Origin of the sequence: Oceanobacillus jeddahensis, from assembly GCF_000750635.1 — a bacterium.
Lineage (GTDB): Bacteria > Bacillota > Bacilli > Bacillales > Amphibacillaceae > Oceanobacillus > Oceanobacillus jeddahense.
In genome coordinates this window covers 316,879-331,441 of the sequence record NZ_CCDM010000002.1, presented here as the reverse complement: position 1 = coordinate 331,441, position 14,563 = coordinate 316,879, and the positions used below count along the sequence as shown (strand labels likewise).

Here is a 14,563-nt window from a genome sequence, read left to right as displayed (position 1 = left end):
AATAGATTTATTTTTCTGATTCTTATATAATGGACTTTAAATATCATTATATGAGATGGAGGAGTTTTTATGGCCGTTGCCAGTAACAGCACGACAAGTAACTTAAAACGCGGCTTAAGTTTTATTGATTTATGGAGTGTCGGAGTAGGTGCTCTCATTGGTGGAGGAATATTTACTGTCATTGGGCCAGCTGTCGCCCAAGCAGGTCCTGGGTTATTTATTGCTTTTATTATTGCAGGACTGGTTGCAACACTATCCTCGATGAGCTACGCTGAATTAGCTTCTATCTGGCCCTATCAAGGGGCTTCGTATGCTTATTCTAAGTTTGCATTTGCACCAATATCCTCTCATCTGGGGAAATTAGTTGCTCTATGGTGTGCAGGTTTATATTTTTTGTCATTTTCCTTTGCTGCAGGTGCAGTAAATCTGGGGTTTGCAGGTTACTTTAATTTTATTTTTCCTAATTTGTCTCCTGCTATTGTTGCACCGGTAGTTTCCATTGTTATCACAGGGCTTCTTTTAGTTGGTATCAAAGCTACTGGAAAAGTTAATACATTTTTCTCTATTATCCAAGTAGTTGCTTTATTTGCCATTGCCGTGATCGCTATTTCTGCAAATCCTTTCGGCCCATTCGAACATGATAGTTTCTTACCAAATGGATGGAGTGGTGTATTTGCAGCTACCGCTTTGATTGCTTTCGGTCAAATGCAGGTAGAGGCCGTTTTAACACTTGGTGAAGAGGCCAAGAATCCAAGAAGGAATTTACCCTTGGCACAAATTTCTGCCCTAATTACGGTAGTTATTTTATATATTATAACGGGTTACGGTGTTGTATCATCAGCAGATCCAGCAGAGCTGGCAGCTTCTAGTGCCCCACTATCACTAGCGGTTGAAAACGTACTGCCAGGTATTGGTGCAGTCTTGATTGCCGTTGCTGCGCTAACCGCAACGGGGACCTCCACCATTGGCTGTTTACTTGGATCCTCCAGAATGCTTTATGCAGGAGCACGTGAACATGCGTTTCCCCGCATTTTTGCAAAGGTAGGTGAAAAATCAGGAGTACCTTATATAGCAATTATTTTCACCGGGATTATCGCACTGATTGCAACAATGACAACTATATTAGGATATGCCGTTGCAATCAATTTATTAGTAAGTGCAGCAGTATTTGCTAACTGGTTTATGATGGCACTTATGAATATTGCGCTTATTATTGTCAGGGTAACCCGAAAAGAGCTTAATCCAAGCTTCCGTTTCCCTATCAATATAAAAAACATTCCGATATTAGCTATATTTGCAGCTATTTCCTGTATATGGATACTTACATATATTGAACCATTACCCCTAATTATCGGGGTCTCATGGATCGTTTTATTAACTATATGGTATTTTGCCTATTCAAAAAAACGCTGGAAGCTGCTGGATGAAGAGCAAATGATAGAACTAACAAAGGATACAGAAAGAAAGGAAGATTAAAATGAAAAAATTATGGCTACAAGAAAATAAATGGGAAGATGTAGAAAATTATTTAAAACAAAAAAGCACGATTCTGATCCCATTTGGAAGTGTAGAACAACATGCGAAACATTTACCGCTGGGAACGGATGCTTATCTATCCCAGCAAATTGCAGAAGATGTTGCTAAAGAAACAAACACGTTGATTGCTCCGCCCGTATGGACAGGATGGGCGCCTCATCATATGGCTTATAAGGGAACCATCACATTACGACCGGAAACCTTAACAAGTATTGTGGAAGATATGTGTGAAAGTCTCATCTATCATGGATTCAAAAAAATTATTTTAATCAACGGACACCGTGAAGCTAATTTACCTCCGATTAAAATTGGTATGACAAAGGTAAGAAATCGGACAGGTGCCTTCCTGGCAATAGCTGATCCTTTCTATATTAATGCAGAAAAAGGAAAAGAACTCAGTGAAGTTGCGGACGGAGGGATTGGACACGCAGAAGAACTGGAAGCGTCTCAAATGTATCATTTCTTCCCGGATCTCTGTTCTTCCGAAAATGCAGAAAAGAACATACCGGAACATCATCGTTTTATGCAGCATGATCCGCATGTTTCCGGTGATAAAATGATTACTGCAAGCGATGTCGGCACTTATAAACAGGCTACAAAAGGCATTGGAATTATGGGAGATGCTACGAAAGCTAATCCCAATAAAGGAAAAACGTATCATGATGCGATGATCGCTAATATTGCAGAATTCGTAACCTATTGTGAAGAAAAAATAGATGTTGAAATTCGAAAACAAGATATTCCTTTGTAAACAAAGCTTTAGTGGGTGATAGTGTTGCGGATAATGACACTGCAGTAAATAAAGCAAATCATAAAACCATACAGCCGGTCCAAAGTTGTTAGGGGCTGTATGGTTTTTATTTACAATTTTACAAGCGTCTCTTTTTTCCAAACTTTCATCTGTTTTCTTTTTCCTCTTTAACACATTGTTCATAATCAACAGAACAAGCCCTGATCTGAAGCTATCTATTACATTTATTAATACTCCAAAAAACTACCAATTTTAATTAGGATAAGACTTATTAAAATTCTCCTGGAAGTTATACATTTTACCCATCAAATAAAACAGTAATATTTCTCTCAAAAATTACCACGATCCCTTACTACCTGATATACCACCCCTTTTATATTTTATTCATTATTCAAATCTCCTAATGCTTTAACAAAATTCCCTTGGTACTTTTCCAACTTCGTCTTTGCCGTTTCCACATCCGTATCAAACATCAGTGTTAAAATAGCAGCTTTCGTATCACCATCCGCTTTATCATAAGCTTGAGCAGCCTTTTGATCATCAGCCTGCGTTAATTCTTTAATAATAGAAACTGCTCTATGGCGCAATTTCTTATTCTTCGCCTGTAAATTAATCATTAGATTTTCATATACTTTTCCTGTTCGTACCATGGTGGCTGTAGACAGCATATTTAAAACAAGCTTTTGGGCTGTTCCTGCTTTTAACCTTGTAGAACCGGTAACAACTTCCGGGCCTACCGGAAGTTCAATTGCTATATCAGCTTCTTGGGACAATACTGCATCCTGATTGCAAGAAATTCCAATCGTTTGCAGTCCTAAAGCTTTAGCCTTTTTGAGAGCACCCAATACATATGGCGTTCGACCACTCGATGCAATCCCAACGATAACATCTCCATCCTTAGCGTTTTTCTCTACATCTTCTCCGCCCAGCTGTTCATTGTCTTCAGCGCCCTCTATAGCAAAACGCAGCGCATGATCTCCTCCAGCAATAATACCTTGAATCACATCTGGTGTAACACCAAAAGTAGGAGGACATTCGGAAGCATCTAAAACGCCTAACCTTCCACTTGTTCCTGCACCTAAATAGATAACCTTATTTTCTCTTTCCAACGCTGCTACCATTACTTCTACTGCCTTCTCTATTTGAGGCAAGGCTTTTTCAACAACGTCAGGCACCTTTTTATCTTGTTCATTCATTAATTGTAAAATTTCATAAGTAGATTGTTCATGTAAATGATAGGAATTTTCATTTCTTTTCTCTGTCAACATATCTATTAACTCCCTTCCTATAAATTTATTCTTTATTAGCTGGTCAGCATTTCATATACCAAGGTGTGAAACTTCCTTCTAATATCAGACAATCGGTGTTGCCGCCCGTAATGAACCATATTGGTAAGCAAAACGGTAACAATTTCTTCTTTCGGGTCGATCCATAGGCTTGTTCCCGTAAACCCTGTATGCCCAAAAGAGCCGATGGACCAGGCAGATCCACTAGTTGTTCCAATCGTTTTATCACATAATACTTCAAAGCCCAAACCTCGATTTTGGATCACATTTTCTTTGATGAGAGCCATTGTCTCAGGTTTTAGAATCGGCTGCTTTTCCGGATACAACCAATAATCCGCATAGAGCGCTACATCCGAAATATTTGAAAATAACCCTGCGGAACCACTTACCCCACCTAAATGATAGGCTTTCTCATCATGGACTTCACCATGAACATATTTTCCGTAAACTTTTTCAGTTGCAGCAATCTTATTCTTCTCTATCTTTCGAGGGAGAAAACCGGTACTTTTCATTCCCCATGGCTGATACAGCTCTTTATCCACAAAGGTATCCAGCCCTTGATTTGTTATAGCTTCTACTATTTTCCCCAAAGCGATCATTCCGATATCACTATATAATACTTGGGTGTCTGGAGGATGAACAGCTTTACAGCTTAAAATCTCCTTCCATACATCTCTTTGCTGATACCGGTTTTTAACAGATAAATCTGCCGAAACCCCTGATGTATGCTGTAAAAAATGACGAATGGTTATCCCCTTTTGAGGGAACCCGGGAACATATTTCGTTACTTCATCATCTATATGTAGCTCTTTTCGTTCATGCAAAAATAGAATGCCCGGCAATGTACATATCACTTTTGTTAAAGAAGCTAAGTCAAAATAAGTGTCTGTAGTAACAGAGATTCTCTCCCCCTCATTATTTAAAAAGGAACCTGCACTCCGTAATGTTTTCTGCTGTTGATGATGTTTGACAAGATAAACAGCTGCAGGAATTTCATCTTTTGTAACCAGCTCCTCTAAATACCGTTCATAAGCATTCATTTATTGCACCTCTTTCCCTCTACTTATCAGCATTTTTTTGATTTCTTCTGGTGAATAGCCTTTCTGTTTTAAAACAAGTACAATACTCCCAATCACCGGGGAATTCTGTGATTTTAAAACCTTTAATAAGGGAGTCAAAGTTAGTTCATCTTTCACTTTCTTGACGATAAAGTCATTTTGAAAAATACCTCCTGCCAATATAAATGGCACATCCCTTTCCATTGTTTGAAACAGTCTTTCAAACAAAATTTTACCGCGATTCGCTATTTGTTTAGCAGCTTTTTGAGTTATCTTTATTGCAATATCATCTTCCAAATCGACTGCTTGAAAAACATATTTGGCAAATGCAGCTACACGCTGTTTTTCAAAATGTTGATAAATGATTGGAATCAATTCTTCTATTTGATGAAGCCCTTCCCCGTTCAAAATAAGATTAGTTAATGCCGTTTTGGGCCCTAGTCCATCCAGCTGGTTGAATACCGCTATCAAAGCCTGTGAACCTAAATCATAGCCGCTCCCTGGATCTCCGCCAATCACATGTCCCCAACCACCGACACGATCTGTCTTTGTTTGATGGATACCTAGAGTTACTGCTCCTGTTCCACAGATGGACACAATCCCATCTTCTCCGTATGTTTCTGAATAAAGGGCAATTGCCCCGTCATTTTCAATAACTATCTCATTGAGGGAGTGTCCATACGATGATATTTCCTGAAAACATTCCATCCATTTTCTTTGGTCTTCTTTTCTACCTAAACCCGCTATCCCCAAACCTAATGATAAATCTGCGTTTTCGGATAAATGGTTAGACGCATATGCTTTATCGATGATTTGACTGACAACTTTTGTAGAATGCGTATAACTTGTACTGTGGGGGTTAGAAGCCTCTGCCTCTGTTTCCCATAGAAACCCTTTTGTTTTGTGAAATAAAAAAGCTTTTGTTTTCGTTCCTCCGCCATCCACTCCTAAGATATACATTTCTCATCACCCTTTATGAGGATTTCGAAATTCATTTTGCAATACTTCACGTGTCTTATTAAGATAATGCACGGTTGAATCATAGCTTCTTGAAGCCACCCCGGTAAATAAAATATCAATAATGTTAAGCTGTGCCATTCTTGATGCTGTCGCGGCACTTCTAACCATTTCCGACTCAACAGAAGATACATATAAAGGAATATCAGCCAGCTCCGACAAGGTGCTCTTTCCGTATTTTGTAATAGCTATCACAGTTGCGTTATTTTTTTTGGCATTCTCAATGGCAGCGTTGACATGCTTCGTCTCGCCTGAATAAGAAATTCCAACCGCTACATCCTTTTCGGTTAATGTAACAGAAGAGGTTAATTGTAAATGTGCATCAGCAAATGCCGAGCAATATTTATTAATTCTCAAAAATTTTTGCTGTGCATCCTGTGCTATAACTTGTGAGGCAGCAGCTCCGTAAAAATCAATCCGATTTGCCTTATCTAATGCTTCAATTGCTTCCTCTACATGAGATAGGTCGATTATCTTCAAAGTCTGCTCAATAGATTGTATGTTTTTACGGGAAACAATATCCATAATGGAGCTGACCTTTTCACCAGAGGTTATTTCTGCATTGGTATAGTTGCTCAACTCACTTGTTTGTAAATTTCCGGCAACTCTCAGTTTTAAATCTTGGAATCCCGACACACCTACACTCTTGCATAGACGTATAATGGCGGCTTGACTGGAACCGCTCCGTTTAGAGAGTTCTTTTATCGACAGTCGGACGACTTCTTCCGGATGTTCCAATATATAATTGGCAGCATTTCTTTCAGCTGGCTTGATTGTATTCAAAGCTTCTTGAATTCGAATTAATCCGTCATTATTTCTCATGTTATAAAACCTTCCTCAGATCGTTTTATTTTTTAATGCATACTCCTTTATTCATTATAGTAGGTAATACGTATTATCTCCATAAGGAGGAAGAGTTATCTGGCCTAAGATAACAGGCTCTTTAGCGCCTGTTGCATTAGGTACGTTCGCTTTTTGTTGATGAATGGTCTCATTCGCCAAAACAGCAAACCCTACCGCTTCCTTCTCATCTGCAGTTATACCGAGTTGTTCTGATGTATACACATTTTTAGAAGGTAATAAGCTTTGAATCATAGTTATTAATGTTGGATTATTCCCTCCGCCACCACTGATAATAACGTCAGCAATTTCCGTTTTGGGTAATACGAATTTTTCATAAGCATCTGCTATAGAATATGCCGTAAAATAAGTCGCAGTCGCTACTAAATCTTCATACGGAAGATCCTTGTAATCTTTTATTATCTGAGAGGTAAACGCTTCTCCAAATGCTTCTCTTCCTGTTGATTTCGGCGGCTGCTTAGAAAAGAAATCATAGGTCATCCAGCTTTCCACAATCTCTTTATGAACAACTCCTCTTCCTGCAATTCTGCCGCGTTCATCATAGGGAACATTAAATAATCTTCTGCATAGTGCATCAATAATCATGTTTCCAGGACCGGTATCAAATGCATATATCGTATCTAAAGATGCGTTTTTTTCAATAACCGTGCAGTTACCGATCCCACCAATATTTTGTAAAATTCTTCCCTTGTATTGATTTCGATATAACAGCCAATCAATATAAGGAATTAAGGGGGCGCCTTCTCCCCCGGCAGCAATATCCATCATACGAAAATTAGAAACTACCATTGTATTTGTTTCATAGGCAATTATAGAAGGGTCTCCAATTTGTAATGTAGATCGAACCAAGGAATCCGTTTCTTTAGGAATGTGATAGACAGTTTGACCGTGAGAGCCAATGAGATCCAAATCCTCCAGATCTATACCAGCTTCTGCACAGACTTTTTTCACTGCCTTAGCAAACTGATAGCTTAATGCCACATTCAAGCTGCATATTTTCTCCACATTAGATTTCTCTACGTTCATTACATCTAATAGTTCTTGTTTTAAAGCATCCGTATATGGCAAAGAAATACTTTTTATCCTATCTACTTTCGTATCTGCACCAAAGCCGTTGATTTTTACAAGTGACGCATCAAGACCATCTAAAGATGTACCAGACATTAACCCTGCTACTAATCTGCTCATCTCAACTCCCCTTTCCTTTAAAACAGCTTACATATTTAAAACCAGCATAGCATCGTTGATTTTTTCTCGATATTTCCCTACAAGCATTTAGCGCATTCCCTCTATTCACTTGTGGTAAAGGCAAACTTTTCCCATGGTTTCAGATAATCAATTAAGAAGATTTCTTCCTCTCTGATTCTTCCTACCACATTAGACTTCCCGGAATTGACCATATCTTTCAAAGCAATCTGCAATTCGCCTGCATACTGCTCATATAAATCACTTTCTATAATAATATCGCCTCTTTTGATATCCGGTGTATGATGGACTGAAAACGAATGACCTCGATACTTTACTCTGCTCTGTGTGGAACGGATCATATAATCAGAGACGTCTCCCCGATAGAAATGTGGTTCATGCAGGATTATATTCTTTTCCAACTCACTTGATGTAGGAACAATATCCACATCAAACGTAATTTTTTCTTTATTTATCTGGCTGAGACGCTGCAATTCGGATTCAGATGCATAAGCATTACTGATAATGACATCATCAATGACATTGGTAGCAAAGAGATGTTTCGCTTGCACGTCAATTGGCAATTCACGATGCATTTCAACAGTCGGTAACCCTTCTACAACCGGCCAAGGTCCAAAAGTGGCATCGCTTGAAGAAACAAAGGCTGCCGTTCTTAATCCTTGTTGCTTAAATTTCCGGCTGCATTCCAGGAAAAAATCGTAAGAAAGGCCAGCATAACGATGCGGGTAAAAGTTATGGCATCCAATCAACTTAGAAAGATTAGGTTGATAGCTTAATAGATTCTCCAAATATTTATTAGAATTACTCATATTAATCTCGATACTTAGCCCATAGGGATTATAGGTCATCATGGCTTCCTCATTGCCAGTAAACCCCATATCTAAACGGATACCATCCACTCCCAGATCAGCGAAAAAGGATAAATCACTGTAGGAAATATCCAAGGCATCGAATATTCTTGGACTAATATCACAAATCACTTCCATATTCTTTTCTTTCGCAAAAGAAATGGTTTTCTTAAAATCAGAGAGTATTTTTTCTTGGTCCCCCTCTACAGATAACAGACAAGTAAATATTCGTTCAAAACCATATTTATTTGCAGTTTGTATATATTCCAAATCCTCCTCAACATTGGATTTATTCGGGTAGATTGAAATACCCAGCTTTTTCATTTCCAACACCTCTTTCAACCTCTAATTATTTTATCGCAGTGTAACTGGCTGGGGCTGCGATTACTCACCCCATCGAAGAACTTTTGCGATTACTCGTCCCATCGTAAAGAGTTGTGCGTCGAAAAACCCTCACTGAATGAAGTTTCACTTTATTTCTTCTCTAATTCGGAAATCTTTTTTAACATCTTCATCATATTTTCAATCAATGTGATTTCACTTATAGCTGCCATGAGATGATCTTGGGCATGAACCATCAGCAGGGTCATTGGTGTTTCTTCCCCATTTATTTCCGCCTGTATAAGCTTTGTCTGCGTATTATGGGCTGTGTTCAGAATTTGATTTGCTTCTTTCAACTTCTCTTCCGCTTGCTGAAAATCATTTTCGTGCGCTAATTCGAGCGCCTCATAGGCAATCGCCTTAGCGTTCCCTCCATTTGATATTATTTCAAAGATTTCTTTTTCCATATCCATTGGTGTCCCTCCCATTGTTTCTATCAATAATAGCAAATTGAATTTTTGTTTCAATAAATAAAAATATATTTGAAATTTTATTTTATATATTCTATAATACAATTATAAGAAAGCCCTTTCAAGTAATTGAGTATTATTTAATCTGAAAAATATTTATTTTCGAGAGGAGGTTTCTATCTAAAATATAGCTTTGAATCTATTTTCATAGTTTTCTTTTCATAGAAATTTGAATGTAAAGCACTAAAAATCTAAATAATTATTTTAAAAAGGACGTGACGTAATGAAAAAGGTATTATTTGTATGTTCAGGTGGCATGTCGAGTGCAATTGTCGTGGATGCTTTAAAAAAAGAAGCAGGAAAAAATGGACAAGATCTTGATGTAAAAGCTGTAGGTTCCAGTGAGGTAGACGCAGAACTGGAGAATCATTGGGATGCTATTATGGTTGCACCGCAAATCAGGCACCGTTTTAAAGACATCAAAGAAAAAGCGGATGAGCATGGTGTTCCGTGCGGCTCCATACCTCCCCAGGGCTATAATCCATTAGGCGGGCCGACATTATTAAAAGCGTTGAATGAACTAATTTAGTAGCTTAGGAATGAAAGGAGTCATGTATCATGGCTAAATTTACAGATTTTTTGGAGGAAAGGATTTCCACTCCAATGGCCAGGTTAGCTGAACAGAGACATCTCTTAGCTATTCGTGATGGTGTCATTTCTTCATTACCATTTATTATTGTAGGATCTTTCTTTTTACTTATTGCATCTCCGCCTCTACCCGAATCATGGGCAATTACGCAGTGGGCAGTAGATAACGCAGCAGAAATTTTAATTCCTTACCGGATGACTATGTTCATTATGTCTCTTTACGTCGCCTTTGGTATTGGGTATAATTTAGCACAATCCTATAAGGTAGATCCTTTATCAGGAGCTCAAATTGCAGTTGCTTCTTTATTGCTTACGATTACTCCTACAGTAATTGACGAATTATTTTATTTACCAATGGAGTTTCTCGGGGGCAGCGGTCTGTTTGTAACGATTATTGTTTCCATCTTATCTGTAGAAATATTTAGATTATGTAAGCAGAAAGGGGTAACGATCAAACTCCCGGATGCCGTCCCTAAATCAGTCAGCAGATCCTTTGAAGCACTTATCCCGGTAGCTATTGTTATCGTATTGATGACCCTTATTACAGTAGTTATAGGAGTGAATTTGCATACAGTTGTTGAAAAGCTGGCAGCTCCGCTTGTTACAGCCGGGGACAGTTTATTTGGTGTACTAGTCCCTGTGTTTCTAATTACATTTTTCTGGTCATTTGGTATCCATGGTGTTTCTGTGGTTGGATCCGTAGCGCGACCTGTATGGGAAGTATACTTGTTAAATAACGGGGAGGCTGCTGCGGCTGGAGAGGTTCTGCCCCATGTTGCTGTCGAGCCTTTATATCAATGGTTTATATGGGTAGGCGGAGCAGGTGCAACACTTGGCCTCGTCATCGTTATGCTCCTATTTGCACGTTCAAAGTATTTAAAAAATTTAGGGAAAACGGTAAGTATACCAGCTCTTTTTAACATCAATGAACCGGTTATTTTCGGGTTGCCAATTGTCTTAAACCCAATACTGATTATTCCTTTTATTATCACACCTATTGTTCTTGCAATCATTTCTTATTTTGCAACATCCATAGGTTTGGTATCACCGACATTTATACGAGCACCCTGGACGTTGCCAGCACCAATTGGCGCCTATTTAGCAACAGGAGGCGATTGGCGGGCCATTCTCCTGGTTCTTGTTAATATCGCCATATCCGTAGCAATCTATTTCCCATTCTTTAAAGTCTACGATCGAAAAATGCTTGATTTAGAAACGGAAGAAGACAATACAACTTCGTAAAATAGAGAGAGGAAATCGGTGAGATTTCCTCTCTTCCAAGGAGGTACACATTATGAGGGAGTCAAAATTAATACCACGTATCAGCTTTAAAGGAGTACTCGTGTTTCTTTTTATATTATTTATCGGAATGTTCATCTTCCCTCTTCCATTAAGTTATTTCCAGCTTCCTGAAGCAGTAATCTATTTTATCAGTGCTGGGATAGCATCTTCGTTAGGAATTGGCATTGTTCTTACCAAAATAGATGCAAAAACAGAAGACAAGCCTTATTTCAAAAAAAGAATCATTATCGCTCTTATTGTTGGATTTGCCAGCAGCGCTCTAATGACCTTTGTATTTGGAGGAGATGTCATTGGATAATGATGAAACTTCAGTCTAAGATATACTCAAATTCGAATAAAAAGCATGGGGAACCCACCTATGGATAAGAGAAAAGGGTATTTCCCCTTATAATAGAGAATACCCTTCCTTTTATCTATTCAAAAACTAGACTTTATACACTACTTGAGCGTGCTAAATTTCTCCATCTGGAAAGACAGAATCACACTTCCACAGCTTCCAATAATAAATCCACAATATGCACTGCGCGTACACTTTCAGACAGTCCTTCCCTTTCTATTCCTAACTTCATTTGCAGCAGGCAGCCCGGATTCGCTGTCACAATTGTCGCTGCCTGCGTTGCTTTTGTATGTTTCATTTTGGTATCCAATATCTTCATTGACATTTCTGATTCCACAATATTATAAATACCTGCTGAGCCACAGCAGCTGTCTGCCTTTTCCATCTCTCTAAAATCAATGTTATCCATTGCTTGCAGCAGCTTTCTTGGAGCATCTGCTGTTTTCATGACATTGCGGAGATGACAGGAATCCTGATACGTTACAATTTGTTCAGATAAAGCTAACGTATGTGTTCTATGAAAATCCAGCTCGACAAGTATACTTGTAATATCCTTTATCTTATCTGTAAATTGTTTTGCTCGATCTGCCCATTCCGGATCGTCTTTCAACAAGTGATCATACTCTACCAGAAAAGCCCCACATCCTCCTGCATTTGTAATAATATAATCGGCTCCTGTCTCTTCAAATGCCTCAATGTTCCGCTTAGCAAGTTCGGCTGCTCCCGCCTTCTCTCCGCTATGCCCATGTAATGCTCCACAGCAAGCCTGGCTATCTGGAATGACAATTTCACAGCCTGCTAGTTTCAGTAATTTTATGGTAGCGTCGTTTGTTTCCATAAACATCGTATCCATCAAGCATCCTGAGAAAAAAGCAACACGCTTCACAGCACGGGACTCTGCCTCAACGAATGATGGACGATTTTTCATTTCTTTTTTCCGCGGTACGTTCGGCAGGACTTTTTCCATCGTTGCCAGATTATCCGGCAAAAGCTTATTTAATCTTGTTTTATGAAAAAGACTCTGTATACCGGAACGCTGGTAAAACCCTAACAATCCTGTTAATGTTTGCATTCGATTTTCATGCGGAAACAATTGCTTAAATGCCAGATTTCTTGCAGCCTTTACAGGTGCACTGTGTTTTTTATTCTGCTGAATCGTATCTCTTGCCTCTTCCAATAAGTGCCCGTAATTAACTCCAGCAGGACAAACTGGCTCACAGGCCCGACATCCAAGACACATATCCAGCGACCGTTCCACATCCTCATCCGGCTCAATTTCTCCATCAGTCACAGCCTTCATTAACGCCAGACGTCCACGGGGTGAGTGCTCTTCCTGGTAGCCTGATTCAATATATGTTGGACAAGCTGGCAAACAAAAACCACAGCGCATACAGTTCATTAATTCCCCTTGATCCATACGCAGTTGGAATTGTTCACCAATAACCTTCTTTTCTTCTGCGGTTGTCATTTGTTCACCACCACTCTTTTTCTTGTGTCCTTCGCAAATACCTTGCCCGGGTTCATAATATTATTTGGATCAAGTGCCTGCTTCACGGCATACATTGCCTCTATTCCTGCTTCTCCAAGCTTCAAATGCAGATATGGCGCCTTCATCATACCTACTCCATGCTCTCCAGTAATCGTACCGCCAAGTTCTACTGCTTTGATAAATATTTCTTCAAAAGCTTGCTCCACACGATCCATTTCATCTTTATTTCTACCATCCGTCAGACAGGTTGGATGTAAATTTCCATCCCCTGCATGCCCAAAGGTACAGATTTGTAGATGATGTTTCTCAGCAATTTCATTAATCGCTTTTACCATGGTTGCTATTTCAGAACGTGGCACAGTGGCATCTTCCAATATCGTTGTTGGGTGCAAACGTGCCAGTGCGGATAATGCTGATCTTCTTGCAGTACGCAATCCATCTGCTTCTGCTTCACTCTCTGCCACTTTCACGGAAATAGCTTGTTGCTGTTCACAAATTTCCGCTATTTTTTGAATATCTTCTTCTACAATTTCCAATGGACCGTCCTGTTCAATAAGCAGAACAGCTTCTACATCTGTAGGCAGGCCGATTTGTGCATAATCTTCTACCACCTGCAGCGTCGGCCTATCCAAGAATTCCAATGTAGTTGGAATAATTTGATTTCGAATAATATTGGATACGCTCTCTGCCGCAGCCTCCATATCCTCATAAAGCGCAAGCATCGTCTTTTTTGCTGGCGGCATTGGCACTAATTTCAACGTAGCTTCCGTAATAATCCCTAAGGTTCCTTCTGCTCCCACTAATAATCGTGTGAAATCATATCCTGCTACATCTTTAGCAAGCTTTCCGCCTGTCCGCATGATTTCACCATTTGGCAGAACGACCTCCAAGCCCAGTACATAATCTCTTGTCACGCCATATTTCAATCCACGCAGTCCGCCAGAATTTTCATTAATATTGCCGCCAATCGTAGATATTTTCATCGAACTCGGATCTGGCGGATAAAACAAGCCCTTCGCTTCGACTGCATGAATCATATCAAGCGTAATTACCCCAGGCTGTACGGTTACAGTTAAATTCGCCTCATCAATTTCCAAAATGGATTGAAGGTGTTTAAAAAGAAGAACAATGCCTCCCTCTGTCGGGCATGTTCCTGCACAAAGATTAGTTCCAGACCCGCGTGGCACAAGCGGAATCTGATGTTCATTGCAAAGCCGGACAATCTGAGAAATCTCTTCCGTATCTCTTGGGCTAATAACCGCATCCGGCATTGCTTGAAATTGCGGTGTAGCATCATATGAATAAACGAGCTTACTCACTTTTGAATCTTCATAATTTTCATTTCCAACAATCGCAGTCAGTTGTTCTCTTAACTCAGCTGTTATCAAAAAAATCCTCCCCCATGATTCAATTATTTCTATTATAAAATATTG

At 39.3% G+C, this 14,563-nt stretch carries 14 protein-coding genes; 5 read left to right on the top strand and 9 right to left on the bottom strand.

The window, feature by feature from the left end; all coding sequences use genetic code 11:
* Window positions 1–69: 69 nt before the first annotated feature.
* Together BN986_RS09390 and BN986_RS25710 are read left to right on the top strand one after the other, a co-directional pair.
* Window positions 70–1,476 (top strand): APC family permease, encoded by a 1,407-nt coding sequence (locus BN986_RS09390; RefSeq protein ID WP_040979544.1) that lies wholly within the window; start codon window positions 70–72, stop codon window positions 1,474–1,476.
* A gap of 1 nt (window position 1,477) precedes the next feature.
* The gene (locus BN986_RS25710) at window positions 1,478–2,287 is read left to right on the top strand and encodes a creatininase family protein (protein ID WP_052400731.1); all 810 of its coding nucleotides are present in this window, start codon (window positions 1,478–1,480) and stop codon (window positions 2,285–2,287) included.
* Window positions 2,288–2,667: 380 nt separating this feature from the next.
* Here the strand turns inward: BN986_RS25710 and murQ are convergent, their stop codons facing one another.
* The 7 genes from murQ to BN986_RS09350 all read right to left on the bottom strand — a co-directional run bounded on the left by murQ (window position 2,668) and on the right by BN986_RS09350 (window position 9,357).
* A complete protein-coding gene (gene murQ, locus BN986_RS09380) occupies window positions 2,668–3,576 on the bottom strand; it encodes an N-acetylmuramic acid 6-phosphate etherase (RefSeq protein WP_198136793.1) in 909 nt (302 codons plus the stop codon).
* Window positions 3,577–3,590: 14 nt separating this feature from the next.
* On the bottom strand, window positions 3,591–4,613 hold the full coding sequence (locus tag BN986_RS09375) for a serine hydrolase domain-containing protein (RefSeq protein WP_040979542.1): 1,023 nt from the start codon (window positions 4,611–4,613) through the stop codon (window positions 3,591–3,593).
* Window positions 4,614–5,591 carry an N-acetylglucosamine kinase gene (locus BN986_RS09370; protein WP_040979541.1) on the bottom strand — a complete coding sequence of 326 codons (978 nt, stop codon included), beginning with the start codon at window positions 5,589–5,591 and terminating at the stop codon, window positions 4,614–4,616.
* Window positions 5,592–5,597: 6 nt separating this feature from the next.
* Complete coding sequence (locus tag BN986_RS09365) at window positions 5,598–6,470, bottom strand: MurR/RpiR family transcriptional regulator (RefSeq protein ID WP_040979540.1); 873 nt, start codon at window positions 6,468–6,470, stop codon at window positions 5,598–5,600.
* Between the two features lie 54 nt (window positions 6,471–6,524).
* Complete coding sequence (anmK, locus tag BN986_RS09360) at window positions 6,525–7,697, bottom strand: anhydro-N-acetylmuramic acid kinase AnmK (RefSeq protein WP_040979539.1); 1,173 nt, start codon at window positions 7,695–7,697, stop codon at window positions 6,525–6,527.
* Window positions 7,698–7,798: 101 nt separating this feature from the next.
* Complete coding sequence (locus tag BN986_RS09355) at window positions 7,799–8,887, bottom strand: DUF871 domain-containing protein (RefSeq protein ID WP_040979538.1); 1,089 nt, start codon at window positions 8,885–8,887, stop codon at window positions 7,799–7,801.
* 149 nt (window positions 8,888–9,036) lie between these two features.
* The gene (locus BN986_RS09350; protein WP_198136792.1) at window positions 9,037–9,357 is read right to left on the bottom strand and encodes a PTS lactose/cellobiose transporter subunit IIA; all 321 of its coding nucleotides are present in this window, start codon (window positions 9,355–9,357) and stop codon (window positions 9,037–9,039) included.
* Window positions 9,358–9,637: 280 nt separating this feature from the next.
* Between BN986_RS09350 and BN986_RS09345 the strand changes: the two genes are divergently transcribed.
* The 3 genes from BN986_RS09345 to BN986_RS09335 are packed head-to-tail and all read left to right on the top strand — an operon-like array spanning window position 9,638 to window position 11,602.
* Window positions 9,638–9,943, top strand: coding sequence for a PTS sugar transporter subunit IIB (locus BN986_RS09345; protein WP_040979537.1), 306 nt, complete (start codon window positions 9,638–9,640; stop codon window positions 9,941–9,943).
* 29 nt (window positions 9,944–9,972) lie between these two features.
* A complete protein-coding gene (locus BN986_RS09340; protein WP_040979536.1) occupies window positions 9,973–11,244 on the top strand; it encodes a PTS sugar transporter subunit IIC in 1,272 nt (423 codons plus the stop codon).
* A 52-nt stretch (window positions 11,245–11,296) separates the two neighbouring features.
* The gene (locus BN986_RS09335) at window positions 11,297–11,602 is read left to right on the top strand and encodes a hypothetical protein (protein ID WP_040979535.1); all 306 of its coding nucleotides are present in this window, start codon (window positions 11,297–11,299) and stop codon (window positions 11,600–11,602) included.
* A 181-nt stretch (window positions 11,603–11,783) separates the two neighbouring features.
* Here the strand turns inward: BN986_RS09335 and BN986_RS09330 are convergent, their stop codons facing one another.
* Together BN986_RS09330 and glcD are read right to left on the bottom strand one after the other, a co-directional pair.
* Complete coding sequence (locus BN986_RS09330; protein WP_392392281.1) at window positions 11,784–13,058, bottom strand: (Fe-S)-binding protein; 1,275 nt, start codon at window positions 13,056–13,058, stop codon at window positions 11,784–11,786.
* A 47-nt stretch (window positions 13,059–13,105) separates the two neighbouring features.
* Window positions 13,106–14,518 carry a glycolate oxidase subunit GlcD gene (gene glcD, locus BN986_RS09325; RefSeq protein ID WP_040979533.1) on the bottom strand — a complete coding sequence of 471 codons (1,413 nt, stop codon included), beginning with the start codon at window positions 14,516–14,518 and terminating at the stop codon, window positions 13,106–13,108.
* Between the last annotated feature and the right edge of the window lie 45 nt (window positions 14,519–14,563).

Bases quoted from the DNA above. Each gene is read 5' to 3' on its own strand.
- BN986_RS09390 (WP_040979544.1), top strand. From the start codon at position 70: ATGGCCGTTGCCAGTAACAGCACGACAAGTAACTTAAAACGCGGCTTA.
- BN986_RS25710 (WP_052400731.1), top strand. From the start codon at position 1,478: ATGAAAAAATTATGGCTACAAGAAAATAAATGGGAAGATGTAGAAAAT.
- BN986_RS09375 (WP_040979542.1), bottom strand. From the start codon at position 4,613: ATGAATGCTTATGAACGGTATTTAGAGGAGCTGGTTACAAAAGATGAA.
- BN986_RS09370 (WP_040979541.1), bottom strand. From the start codon at position 5,591: ATGTATATCTTAGGAGTGGATGGCGGAGGAACGAAAACAAAAGCTTTT.
- BN986_RS09365 (WP_040979540.1), bottom strand. From the start codon at position 6,470: ATGAGAAATAATGACGGATTAATTCGAATTCAAGAAGCTTTGAATACA.
- anmK (WP_040979539.1), bottom strand. From the start codon at position 7,697: ATGAGCAGATTAGTAGCAGGGTTAATGTCTGGTACATCTTTAGATGGT.
- BN986_RS09355 (WP_040979538.1), bottom strand. From the start codon at position 8,887: ATGAAAAAGCTGGGTATTTCAATCTACCCGAATAAATCCAATGTTGAG.
- BN986_RS09350 (WP_198136792.1), bottom strand. From the start codon at position 9,357: ATGGATATGGAAAAAGAAATCTTTGAAATAATATCAAATGGAGGGAAC.
- BN986_RS09345 (WP_040979537.1), top strand. From the start codon at position 9,638: ATGAAAAAGGTATTATTTGTATGTTCAGGTGGCATGTCGAGTGCAATT.
- BN986_RS09340 (WP_040979536.1), top strand. From the start codon at position 9,973: ATGGCTAAATTTACAGATTTTTTGGAGGAAAGGATTTCCACTCCAATG.
- BN986_RS09335 (WP_040979535.1), top strand. From the start codon at position 11,297: ATGAGGGAGTCAAAATTAATACCACGTATCAGCTTTAAAGGAGTACTC.
- BN986_RS09330 (WP_392392281.1), bottom strand. From the start codon at position 13,058: ATGGATCAAGGGGAATTAATGAACTGTATGCGCTGTGGTTTTTGTTTG.